General features: G+C 66.6%; 9 protein-coding genes. 6 read left to right on the top strand and 3 right to left on the bottom strand.

Features of this window, described 5'->3' with window-relative positions:
* The 3 genes from OXF11_10440 to OXF11_10430 form a co-directional block, all read right to left on the bottom strand.
* A partial coding sequence (locus tag OXF11_10440; protein ID MCY4487516.1) for a UbiD family decarboxylase occupies positions 1-1,152 on the bottom strand: 1,152 nt, incomplete at its 3' end.
* A 388-nt stretch (positions 1,153-1,540) separates the two neighbouring features.
* Positions 1,541-4,051 (bottom strand): xanthine dehydrogenase family protein molybdopterin-binding subunit, encoded by a 2,511-nt coding sequence (locus OXF11_10435; GenBank protein ID MCY4487515.1) that lies wholly within the window; start codon positions 4,049-4,051, stop codon positions 1,541-1,543.
* A 17-nt stretch (positions 4,052-4,068) separates the two neighbouring features.
* Positions 4,069-4,758 carry an iron-containing redox enzyme family protein gene (locus tag OXF11_10430; protein MCY4487514.1) on the bottom strand — a complete coding sequence of 230 codons (690 nt, stop codon included), beginning with the start codon at positions 4,756-4,758 and terminating at the stop codon, positions 4,069-4,071.
* Between the two features lie 212 nt (positions 4,759-4,970).
* Here OXF11_10430 and OXF11_10425 point away from each other — a divergent pair, with 212 nt between their 5' ends.
* From OXF11_10425 to OXF11_10400, 6 genes are all read left to right on the top strand, one after another.
* Positions 4,971-6,161 carry an ABC transporter substrate-binding protein gene (locus OXF11_10425; GenBank protein MCY4487513.1) on the top strand — a complete coding sequence of 397 codons (1,191 nt, stop codon included), beginning with the start codon at positions 4,971-4,973 and terminating at the stop codon, positions 6,159-6,161.
* 159 nt (positions 6,162-6,320) lie between these two features.
* Positions 6,321-7,181: a branched-chain amino acid ABC transporter permease gene (locus tag OXF11_10420; GenBank protein ID MCY4487512.1), complete on the top strand. Its 861-nt coding sequence runs from the start codon at positions 6,321-6,323 to the stop codon at positions 7,179-7,181.
* A gap of 24 nt (positions 7,182-7,205) precedes the next feature.
* Positions 7,206-8,189, top strand: coding sequence for a branched-chain amino acid ABC transporter permease (locus tag OXF11_10415; protein ID MCY4487511.1), 984 nt, complete (start codon positions 7,206-7,208; stop codon positions 8,187-8,189).
* Positions 8,190-8,197: 8 nt separating this feature from the next.
* The gene (locus tag OXF11_10410; GenBank protein ID MCY4487510.1) at positions 8,198-8,956 is read left to right on the top strand and encodes an ABC transporter ATP-binding protein; all 759 of its coding nucleotides are present in this window, start codon (positions 8,198-8,200) and stop codon (positions 8,954-8,956) included.
* Between the two features lie 14 nt (positions 8,957-8,970).
* On the top strand, positions 8,971-9,696 hold the full coding sequence (locus OXF11_10405; GenBank protein MCY4487509.1) for an ABC transporter ATP-binding protein: 726 nt from the start codon (positions 8,971-8,973) through the stop codon (positions 9,694-9,696).
* Positions 9,697-10,196: 500 nt separating this feature from the next.
* Positions 10,197-11,441 (top strand): aldo/keto reductase, encoded by a 1,245-nt coding sequence (locus tag OXF11_10400; GenBank protein ID MCY4487508.1) that lies wholly within the window; start codon positions 10,197-10,199, stop codon positions 11,439-11,441.
* The last annotated feature ends 251 nt before the right edge of the window (positions 11,442-11,692 follow it).

Here is an 11,692-nt window from a genome sequence, read left to right as displayed (position 1 = left end):
GTCGTTGCTGATGTCCACGTCGTCGTCCACGCAGATGACGAACTTCAGGAACGGGTCGGCGGCGAACGCGGCCATGGCGGCGTTCTTGGCGTCGCCGTCGATCATGGACCGCTCCATCTGGACGTAGCAGATGTAGCGCGAACGCCCGCAGGGCGGCACGTACACCGCCTTCACGCCGGCGCTGGCGATGCGGCACGTGTGGTAGATGTAGCTGTTGCGCGTCACCCCCGAGAGCAGCAGGTTGTCGGCGTGGCCCACGAACGAGCTCTGGTAGAGCGCGTTCTTTCGCATGGTGATGGCCTTGACGTACACCACCGGGTTGACGCGCATGGGTCCGTAGGTGCCGGGATACTCGCCGAAGGGGGCTTCTTCCTCCATCTCGGTGGGATGGATCTCGCACTCCAGCACGATCTCGGAGCTGGCCGGCACCTCCACGTCGATGGTCTTGCACTTCACCAGCTCCACCGGTTTGCCGAGCATGGAGCCGGCGATGCTGAACTCGTCGGTGTCGATGGAGGTGAAGCTCAGGTTGCCGATGTTCATGGCCGGGTGGCCGCCGATGACCGCGGCCATCTGCGTGGGCAGGCCCCGGGACTTGTTCTTCTTGAGGATGTAGTGGCCGTGGGCGGTCTCGGAGATCTGGATGCCGAAGCGGTTCTTGCCCTTGAGTTGCAGCCGGTAGATGCCGGCGTTGCGGATGCCGCTGTCCGGCTCCTTCATGACGTCGAAGGCGAGCGTGATGTAACGGCCGGCGTCGAGCTCGTGGTACTGCAGGATCGGCAGCATGGTGACGTCCACGTCGTCGCCGGTGAGCACCACCTCCTGGCACGGCCCGCTCTCCACCTCCACCGGCGGCAACGGGTTCGCCTCGCGCCTGCCGTATTCGTGGATGAAGTCCGCGGGTGTGGCGTCGTAGGGCAGGCCGATGGCCATGGCCAACCGCGGGAAGCTCGCGTGCATGTTGGTGACCAGAGGGATGGACGACCCCTTGACGTTCTCGAAGATCACGCACGGAAACTGCTGCTGCCGTTCCAGCTTCGCCAGAATGCCTGTCACTTCGAAGATCGGGTCCACCTCACGGGTGACCCGGATCACCTCGTCGGGATAATTCGCCTCGAGGAACGCGATGGCTTCCCCGAGGGTCTGTCCCATTGAACTGCTCGTGTTCGTTGCTGCTGTCATGATGGCGGACGGCTTAGCATGCAGCCTTTTTTGCCGCAAGCCGGACCCCTGGAGCACCCCATGGATTCCCGCTTCCGCGGGAATGACGATAAGGGGCTACAGTACCGGAGGCGATACAAGACCGCCGTTCCCGCGGAACAGGGTGTGTCAAAGCCTCGTCCGGACAAGGATTGGCGCCGTCCCCCGATTCGTCATTCCCGCGGAAGCGGGAATCCAGGGGTGGCGAGGCGGGGAAACGCCCTTGTAGTGCCCCACCACCGCCCCTGGATTCCCGCTTCCGCGGGAATGACGAATCGGGGGACGGCGCCAATCCATTTTGACACAGCCTGGAAAGCGGAAATCCAGGGGTGGGGAGAGGTCAATCGCGGTGACCGCGTATCAGCGCCAGGACCCGCTCGGGCGTCACCGGTGTCTCGGAAATTTCCACCCTGGCGACGGGCCGCAGGGCGTCCACCACGGCGTTGGCCACGGCCACGGGCGGGGCGATGGCGCCGCCCTCGCCGATGCCCTTGAGGCCCAGGGGGTTGAGTGGGGAAGGGGTCTCGAGGTGCACCTGCTTGATGGCGGGTATCTCGCCGCAGGTGGGCATCAGGTAGTCCATGAAGGTGCCGGTGAGGAGCTGTCCCAGGTCGTCGTAGACGAATTCTTCGTAGAGGGCGCCGCCGATCCCCTGGGCGACGCCGCCGCGCACCTGGCCTTCCACAAACAGCGGGTTGATGGCCGGCCCGGAGTCATGGGCCACGGCGTAGTCCAAGAGTTCCACTTCGCCGGTTCCCGCGTCCACCTCCACGACAACCACGTGGGCGGCGTGAGCCCAGGTCACGGTCTGGGGCACGTAGTAGTAGCTTGCCTCCAGGCTGGGCTCCATTCCTTCGGGCATCCTCGAAGCCCAGCCGGGCACCGCGGCGCCGGCAAGCTCGGCCAGGGAGAGGCCGCGGTCCGGCCGCTCCGCCACGAAGACCCGCCCGTCGCGCGTGGTCAGGTCGTCGGGGTTGGCTTCCAGCAGATGGCCGGCCAGCTCGAACACCTTGGCCTTGAGGCGCCGGGTGGCCTCGTGGATGGCGGTGCCCGCGTTGACGGTGCTGCGGCTGGCGAAGGTGCCGCAGCCGTAGCGGATGGCCGCGGTGTCGCCCCCGACGACGGTGACGTCCTCCGGCGCCACGCCCCAGAGGTCGGCGGTGAGTTGGGAGAATACGGTCTCGTGTCCCTGGCCGTGGCCGCTGGCGCCCACCGACACCAGCAGCTTGCCGGAAGAGTCCACTTCCACCCGGGCGCCCTCGAAGGAGCCCACGCCGGTGCCCTCGGTGTAGAAGCCGATGCCCACGCCCACGTAGCGGCTGTCTCGTGGCGCTTCTCCGTCACGAAACCCTTCACGTTCGGTCGCGGCCTCCGCGTCGTCGGCGTTGGCCCGTTCAGAGGCGGCTTTCGCGTCGCGAGCGTTGACCCGTTCAGGCGCGGCCTTCGCGTTCGTCGGGGCCTCTCCGCCGCGCGCGGCCTCCTTCTGGATGGCGCGCACCTCCTCGTAGCGGCACGCGTCCAGGGCCTTGCGCAGCGTGGCGGGGAAGTCGCCGTTGTCGTAGCGCACGGGCATGCCGTCGCGATAGAGGATGCCGGCGTCGTACGGGATCTCCTCGGGCTGCACGAAGTTGCGGAAGCGCACTTCGGCCGGGTCGAGGTCCAGTTCCGCGGCGATGCGGTCGATGCAGCGCTCCATGACGAACACCGCTTCGGGCCGGCCGGCGCCGCGATAGGGCGCGTTGGGGACCTTGTTGGTGGCCACGCAGGTGCCGGTGACGGCGAGGTTGGGCACCCGGTACGGTCCCTGCAGGTGGGCCGAGGTGTTGTAGGCATCGGTGAGGCCCATGGGGTTGTAAGCGCCGTTGTCCAGCAGGAAGCGGTCCTTGAGCGCGAGGATGCGGCCGTCGCCGTCGAAGGCCAGCTCCACGTAGTGGATCTGGTCCCGGGCGTGGGCGGTGCTGATGAAGTGCTCGCGCCGGTCCTCGATCCACTGTACCGGCCGGCCCAGTTCCAGGGCGAGGTAGGGCACCAGCACCTCCTCCGGGTACACCACCACCTTGGGGCCGAAACCGCCGCCCACGTGGGGCGCCACCACGCGGATGATCTCCTCGGCCAAGCCGAGCTGGGAGGCGATCTGCCGGCGCACGCTGTGGGGCACCTGGGTGGAGGACCAAACGGTCAGGCCGCGCGGCTTGACCTCGGCGTTGGCCACGACGCCCCGGCCCTCCATGGGAATGCCGCCGTGGCGCCGGTGGTGCAGACGCTCCTCGATGCGGTGGGGCGCGTCCGCCAGGGCCCGGTCCACGTCGCCCTTGGCGATGCTGAAGTGGAACACCACGTTGTCATCGGCGTCGTCGTGGATGCGTACCGCGTCCGGTTCCAGCGCCGCCTCCGGGTCCACCACCGGCGGCAGCTCCTCGTAGTCCACGGCGATGCCGTCGAGCGCGTCCTCGGCCCGGTAGCGGTCCTCGGCCACGACCATGGCCACGGGCTCGCCCACGTAGCGCACCTTGTCCAGGGCCAGCACTCGGGCGCGCGGTCCCTTGAGCACGGGCTTGATGGCGTTCAGCCAGGGGGGCGGGTGGAACTCGAAGCTCGAAGGGAAGGGCGCGATGGCGTCGCGCACGTCCGCACCCGTGAGCACCCGCACCACCCCCGGCATGACCAGAGCCGCGCTCACGTCGATGGCGCGGATCCGGGCGTGGGCATGGGGGCTGCGCAACACCGCCGCGTGCAGCATCCCGGGAAACCGCAGGTCGCCCACGTAGGTGCCTTGTCCGCGCAGCAGCGGCTCCGCTTCGCGCATGGGTATGCTGCGCCCCATGTGGCGCATGGCGCCCTGGTCCTTCATGGTCTCACTCGCGGGACTCAATCGGTGATCGTCCAGATGTCGTACAGCAGCTCCATGCGGCGGAACATCATCTCGCGCGTCTGCTGCTGCAGGTTGGCCGAGGTGAGGTAGCGGCGTGCGATCTCTTCCGCCAAGGAGCCGTGCTCCTCGTCGGCCTCCACGTGCACGGTGAAGAAGCGCACGGACTCGGGTGACATGCCGTAGCTCTTCATGAAGCCGTTGCCCAGCAACGCCGCGGCCGGTCCGAACGTGCCCTCGGCGCCTATCTGGGCGGCCATCACCACGAACCACGGATGGGTGTGGATCACCAGTTCGGCGAAATAGAGGTGCGCGGCGGTGGCCGGCAGCAATTGCGGATGTTCCAGGTCCGCCCGCGTGAGTCCGATGGCCTCGGCGAATTCCACGAACATGTCCGGATGGCCGGAGGCGCCGGGCAGCAGGCCGCGGGTTTCCTCTTCCGCCACTTCGAACAGCTTGGGGGCGAACTCGGGGTCGCTGCACGCCACGTAACGCAGCAGGGCGATGCGCGGCACCGCGGCGCGGAACTGGTAGTCCTGTATCGCCCAGGTGCGGATGTGGTCCATGGAAGCGGTGCCCTCGCACACGGCCTTCACGAACGGATGGTTGATGCGCAGCTTGTGGAACGTCGCGATCTCCTTCTTGAGTTGCTCGACGAACTGGTCGGACGACAGGGTCGTGCTGCTCATGCGCTTGCCTCCTGTGACGCAGGGTTGAAATACGCGTAGGCTATCGGCTTTACGGCGAGAATGCGAGTTGGTCCGGCCGTGTCGCGGCGGCGCTTGGTTGCCGTCAGGCCCGCCGGTCCGCCCCCTTGCCGCGATCGCCGTTGCCGTGTCAATCGCAGGAGTGCTAAGATCGTCGCGCGCCGGAGGGCGTCAAACTCGAAGGAGGTAACACCATGAAGATTTTCAGGCTTCCGGCCGCATTGTTTGCGGCTTTGTCGATCGTCACGGGGGCGGCATGGGCGGAGACCGTCAAGGTGGGCGTGATCCTTCCGTACTCCGGCCCGAACGCGCAACTGGGGCAGCAGGTGGACCGGGGCTTCGAGCTTTACCAGAAGCTTCATTCGAAGGGGACCGGAGAACACAAGATCGAGATCATCAAGCGCGACAGCACCGGTCCCAAACCCGACGTGGCCAAGCGCCTTGCCACGGAGCTCATCACCCGCGACAAGATCGACATCCTCGCCGGCGTGGTCTACTCCAACAACGCTTTCGCCATCTCCGACGTGACGCGCAAGGCCAAGGTGCCGTTCCTCATCATGAACGCCGGGACTTCGGCGATCACCACGCGCTCTCCCTACACCGCGCGTGTGTCGTTCACCATGTGGCAGGCGGCGTACCCGCTCGGGAAGCACGCCTACGAGAAGATGAACATCCGCACCGCGGCCGTGGCCTATGCCAACTACTCGCCGGGGAAGGACAGCAAGACCGCGTTCACCAAGGCGTTCACCGCCGCGGGGGGCAAGGTCGTGGCGGACATCCCGTTCCCGTTCCCGAAGATTCCGGACTTCACGCCGTTCCTGCAGTCGGTGAAGGATGCCAAGCCCGATGCGCTTTACGTGTTCATTCCGGCCGGCAAGTGGGCCACCGGCGTCATGAAGACCTACGACGACCTGGGCATGAGGGCGGCGGGCATCGAGCTCATCGGCCCGGGTGACATCACCCAGGACTCGGAGCTGCCCAACATGGGACAGGTCCCCCTGGGCGTCGTCACCATGCATCACTATTCCGCGGCCGCGGACCGAGCCGAGAACAAGGCCTTCGTGAAGGCCTGGAAAGAGGCTTACGGCGCCGACAGCACGCCCGACTTCTTCAGCGTCCAGGGTTGGGACGGCATGGCCGCGATCCACGAGGCGGTGCGGCGCCTGAACGGCAAGATCGACGCCGACAAGGCCCTGGCGGTGTGGAAGGGATGGAAGTTCAACAGCCCGCGCGGTCCCATCATGATCGATCCCGAGACGCGTGACATCGTGCAGAACCAGTATCTGCGCAAGGTCGAGAAGCGCGACGGCGCCCTCGCCAACATCGAGACCGACACGCTCGAGATGGTCAAGGACCCGTGGAAGGAACTGGAGAAGAAGAAGTAGCGTGCTGGCAGGTATCGCGCCGCCCCGCGACGACGTGGGGCGGCGCGCCCGCACCGCCGCGGGTTCCTTGCACCCGCCTGTGGCCACGCGACCCGAAGCGCCGGACGGTCAACCGTCACTCCGTCAGGCAACCAAGTCATTCCTGACTCTCTATTATCCGTGATCAATTCCCTCGTCAGCATTGCGTTCGACGGCCTCGCGTTCGCAATGGTCCTGTTCATCATATCGGTGGGCCTCTCCGTGACCATGGGCCTCATGGGCTTCGTGAACCTGGCCCACGGCATGTTCGCCATGCTCGGCGGGTACATCGCGGTGTCCTTCATCCGCGAACTTGGCGTGCCGTTCCTCCTGGGGGCGCCGCTGGGTTGCGTCGCGGTGGCGCTCATCAGCGTCGTGCTGGAGCGTACGCTCTACCGCCGCCTTTACGGCGCCGACGAGCTGCAGCAGGTCCTCCTGACCATCGGCCTCGTGTTCATGGGGATTGCCGTGTGCACGTTCATCTGGGGGCCGCTGAACGTGCAGCTCGATGTCCCTTCCTATCTCAAGGGGCAGGTGGACCTCGGGTTCCGGCGCTTCCCCACCTACCGCACGTTCATCATCCTGGTGAGCTTCGCGGTCATCATCGCCCTCTGGTACGGGTTCGAACGCACGCTGCTGGGAGCCAGGGTGCGCGCCGCGGTGGACAACCAGCGCATGGCCGAGACCGTGGGCATCAACATCCGGCGGCTGTTCACGCTGACCTTCGCGCTCGGGAGCGCACTGGCGGCGCTGGGAGGCGCGCTGGGCACGGAGATCCTCGGGCTGACGCCAACGTATGCCTTGGAATACCTGGTCTATTTCCTCATCGTGGTGGCGGTGGGCGGTCTTGGGAGCCTGCGGGGGGCCTTTGCCGCCTCGCTGATCCTCGGCATCGTGGACACCGCGGGAAAATACTACTTGCCCGCCTTCGGCGCCTTCTTCATCTTCGCGGTCACCATCATCCTGCTGCTGTGGCGCCCGCAGGGGCTTTACGCCCGATAGGGCAGGGGCTGCCCAGGATCCGGTATGGAACAGCCGGCTTTACAGAACCTGTCTCGAACCGCCGCCATCCGTCCCGCGGAGGTGCTTCCCTGGCTGGTCGCGGGCCTGGGGTTCTTCCTGTTCCCCGATTACCTGCAACTGGGTTCCCAGATCCTTATCATGGTGCTTTTCGCCATGTCGCTGGACATGATCCTGGGTTACGCGGGCATCGTGTCCCTGGGCCACGCGGCCCTGTTCGGTACAGGGGCGTACGCCGCCGGCATCCTGTCGGCGCACGTGGGCTGGAGCGAACCCTTGAGCGGGCTGGTGATCGCGGGGCTGGTGGCGGGCGTCGTGGGCTTCGTGTGCGGCGCCGTGATCCTCTATACGCGCGGGCTGACCCTGTTGATGCTGACGCTGGCGGTGACGATCCTGTTGCAGGAACTGGCCAACGAGCAAGAGCACTGGACCGGCGGCGACGACGGCCTGCAGGGCGTGGTGATGCAACCCCTGTTCGGCGTCTTCGAGTTCGACCTCTACGGCCAGACCGCGTACCTCTACGCCCTGGCGGTGTTGTTCGTCATGTTCCTGGCCGCCCGCGCCATCGTGAACTCGTCCTTCGGCCAGTCGCTGCGCGGCATCCGGGAGAACGAAAGGCGCATGCACGCCATCGGCTGTCCGGTGTATCGGCAGATGCTGCGCGCCTACACCATCGCCGCGGTCATGGCCGGCGTCGCCGGCGCCCTGTTGGCGCAGACCACGGAGTTCGTGGCCCTGGACGTGCTTAGCTTCGAACGTTCCGGCGACGTGATGATCATGCTGATCCTCGGCGGCACCGGCCGGCTGTACGGGGCGTTCATCGGCGCGCCGCTGTACATGATCCTCCAGGACCAGCTCGCCAAGCTGAGCCCGGAGTACTGGCTCTTCGGCATCGGCGCGCTGCTGGTGGCGACCATCCTGTACGCCCCCGAGGGCATGCTCGGCTTGACGGAGCGTCTGCGCGCATGGGTCAGGCGGGAGGATTCGTGAGCGAGCCTCTGCTGGAGGTCCGCGACCTGTCCAAGAGCTTCGGCGCCCTGGTGGTGGCGGACGCGGTTTCCCTGACCCTGAGGCCCGGCGCCCGGCACGCGCTCATCGGCCCCAACGGCGCGGGCAAGACCACCTTGGTGAACCTCATCACCGGCACCGTGGAGCCCTCCGCCGGCGTCATTCTGCTGCACGGCCAGGACATCACCCACTGGCCCCAGGCGCGCCGGGTGAAGCGCGGACTCGCGCGCACCTTCCAGATCAACACCCTGTTCCGCGGCTTGAGCGTCCTCGAAAACGTCTCGATGGCGGTCAGCGAGCGGCGCTCCCTTTCGGCCCGACTGTGGCGCCGCGCCGACGCGCGCGGCGACGTCATCGCCGAGGCCATGGCGCTCCTCGAATCCGTCAAGCTCGACGCCGACGCCCAACGGCAGGTGCGCGAGCTTCCCTACGGCCGGCAGCGGCTGGTGGAGCTGGCCATCGCCCTGGGCCTCCACCCCAAGGTGCTCTTGCTGGACGAGCCTGCCGCCGGAGTGCCGTCCACCGAGAGCCACGTGCTTCTGGAGGCGGTCGCAGGCCTGCCCGAGTCCATTGCCGTGTTGATGATCGAGCACGACATGGACATCGTCTTCCGTTTCGCACAAAGGATCACGGTGCTGGTGTCGGGCGCGATCCTCACCGAAGGCACCCCCGCCGAGGTGGGTTCGGACCCCCGGGTCCGGGAGGTCTATCTGGGCGAGAATGCCGAGTTGCACGGAGGAAGGCGTTGAACACCCCGGAGAACATGGCCCCCGGGGCGATCTCGGACCAGGTCCTCGTCCTCGCCGGCGTCCATGCCGGGTACGGCCGGACCGTCGTTCTGGAGGACATCGACCTGGCCCTCGACCGCGGCGGACGGGTGAGCATCATCGGCCGTAACGGGGTGGGGAAGACCACGCTCCTGGGAACCGTCCTGGGTTACACGACGCTCCATTCCGGGCGCATCGAGCTGGCGGGGCGTGACATCTCCAACGCCAGAACCTACGACCGTGTGCGCGCCGGCCTGGGTCTGGTGCCCCAGGAACGCGAGGTGTTCCCGTCGCTGAGCGTGTACGAGAACCTGGCGGTGGCGCGCCGCGCCGGCGGTTGGACCTTCGACCAGGTCTACGAGCTGTTCCCGCAACTGGGCTCGCGCACCACCCACAAGGGGAACCAGCTCTCCGGCGGCGAGCAACAGATGCTGGCCATCGCAAGAGCGCTCGTGGGAAACCCCGCGGTGCTGCTCATGGACGAACCCACCGAAGGCTTGGCGCCGGTCATCATCGAGCAACTGGTGGACGCCATGCACACCCTGCGCGCCCAGGAAGGCCTCACCATCATCCTGGTGGAGCAACACACCGGCATCGCCCTGGAGTTCTCCGACCGCACCGTGGTCATGAACCGCGGCCGCATCGTCTACGACGGCCCCAGCGCGAACCTGGCCGGAGATGAAGCGCTGCTCAACTCGCTGGTGGGCGTGGCCGGGGAGTGACGCCCGATGTGTCAGCGCGCGCAACCGTCATTCCCGCGCAACAGGCTGTGTCAAAGCGTCGCCCGGACAAGAATCGGCGCCAACCCCCCGATTCGTCATTCCCGCGGAAGCGGGAATCCAGGGGTGGTGAGGGGGGGAATGCCGCTGCAGTACCTCACCCCGCCCGGATTCCCGCTTCCCAGGCTGTGTCAAAGCGCCGCCCGGACAGAATTGGCGCCAACCCCCGATTCGTCATTCCCGCGGAAGCGGGAATCCAGGGGTGGTGAGGCAGGGAAATGCCGCTGCAGTACCCCACCACCGCCCCTGGATTCCCGCTTCCGCGGGAATGACGAATCGAAGGGACACTGTTGCGCGGGAATGACGGTTCGGGTTGCGGGCGGCTTGAACTCCAGGAACGTTTGTTGGACAATCGGTGTCGTTTCATGTCTACTCATTTCCATATCGTATCGTATCCCGCAGGAGGCTCGCGGTGGGATCGTTGCAAGACTTGAGGAGCCGCCATGAAGAAGTCCGATAAGGGTGAAAAGCTGGATCGGCGCGAACTCTTTCGACGGGGCGCTGTGGCCGGGGTAGCCGCGGGGCTGTTGCCCTTCACGGGGACGGGAGGCGCGACGGCGCGCGCCGCGACCCGGGCCGAGGTGAAACGCTACGTCACCTTGGGCCGCACTGGACTCGAGATCTCCGACATCTCGTTCGGTTCCAGCCGCCTCGACGCCGGCGAGGAGCACTTGGTGCAGGACGCGCTGGACCGCGGCATCAACTACTTCGACACGGCCGACAGCTACCGCGGCGGCGATTCCGAGATCACCATCGGCAACGCCCTCCGAGGCAAGCGCGACAAGGTTGTCATCGCCTCCAAGACCCACACCAGTTCGAGCGAGGGCAGAGCGTCGATGATGCGTTCCCTGGAAGCAAGCCTGCGGCGGCTTCAGACCGACTACGTGGACGTGTACTTCACTCACGCCGTCAACGACATCGGCCGCCTCGAGAACCACGAGTGGCACGCCTTCGTGGAGCAGGCCAGGAAGCAGGGCAAGATTCGCTTCACCGGCATGTCCGGCCACGCCGGGCGGCTCATCCAGTGCCTGGACTACGCCCTGGACCGGGACATGATGGACGTCCTCCTGGTGTCCTACAACTTCGGTCAGGACCCGAAGTTCTACGAGCGTTTCACGAGCGGCTTCGACTTCATCGCGCGGCAGCCCGATCTCCCGCGTGTGCTTGAGAAGGCAAAAGCGAAGAACGTGGGCGTCATCGCCATGAAGACCCTCATGGGCGCCCGTCTAAACGACATGCGCCCGTTCGAAAAGGACGGCGCGACCTATGCCCAGGCGGCGTTCCGCTGGGTGCTGTCCAATCCCGATGTGCACGCGCTGATCATCTCCATGACCGGCTCCGGCGTGATCAAGGAATACCTGGGGGCCTCCGGCTGGACCACCGCGGCGCGCGGCGACTTCGAGCTGCTCAAGGGCTACGCGGCCATGAACGGCGCTTCCTACTGCCGCCACGCGTGCAACGACTGCGAAGGCGCCTGCCCCTACGGCGTCCCCATCGCCGACGTGCTGCGTACGCGCATGTACGCCCGCGACTACCAGGACGAGAAGCTGGCGCGCAGCGAATACGCCCTCCTCGGCCGGGGCGCCGAGGCGTGTCTCACCTGCCCGACCCAGGCGTGCGCCGGTTCCTGCACCCACGGGCTGCCGGTGGAGAAGCTGCTGGCGCCGACGCATCGGATGCTGAGCTGACACCGTTCCTGCCGAAAAGCCGGCACCGCACAACGCGGTTGGCACGAATATGCCGCCGAGGCCCCCGCAACCGTCATTCCCGCGAACCAAGCTATGTCAAAACGTCGCCCGGACAAGAATTGACGCCAACCCCCCGAGTCGTCATTCCCGCGAAAGCTTGCCCTCGACCCCGATCGGGGGCGGGAATCCAGGGGTGGGGAGGTGGGGAATCGCCGCTGTAGTACCCCGCCACCGCCCCTGGATTCCCGCCC

This window comes from Deltaproteobacteria bacterium (assembly GCA_026712905.1).
Lineage (GTDB): Bacteria > Desulfobacterota > Binatia > UBA9968 > JAJDTQ01 > JAJDTQ01.
Note: the sequence above shows the minus strand (reverse complement) of the source record. Positions and strands in the feature narration are given on the sequence as shown.

Bases quoted from the DNA above. Each gene is read 5' to 3' on its own strand.
- OXF11_10435 (MCY4487515.1), bottom strand. From the start codon at position 4,051: ATGAAGGACCAGGGCGCCATGCGCCACATGGGGCGCAGCATACCCATG.
- OXF11_10430 (MCY4487514.1), bottom strand. From the start codon at position 4,758: ATGAGCAGCACGACCCTGTCGTCCGACCAGTTCGTCGAGCAACTCAAG.
- OXF11_10425 (MCY4487513.1), top strand. From the start codon at position 4,971: ATGAAGATTTTCAGGCTTCCGGCCGCATTGTTTGCGGCTTTGTCGATC.
- OXF11_10415 (MCY4487511.1), top strand. From the start codon at position 7,206: ATGGAACAGCCGGCTTTACAGAACCTGTCTCGAACCGCCGCCATCCGT.
- OXF11_10405 (MCY4487509.1), top strand. From the start codon at position 8,971: ATGGCCCCCGGGGCGATCTCGGACCAGGTCCTCGTCCTCGCCGGCGTC.
- OXF11_10400 (MCY4487508.1), top strand. From the start codon at position 10,197: ATGAAGAAGTCCGATAAGGGTGAAAAGCTGGATCGGCGCGAACTCTTT.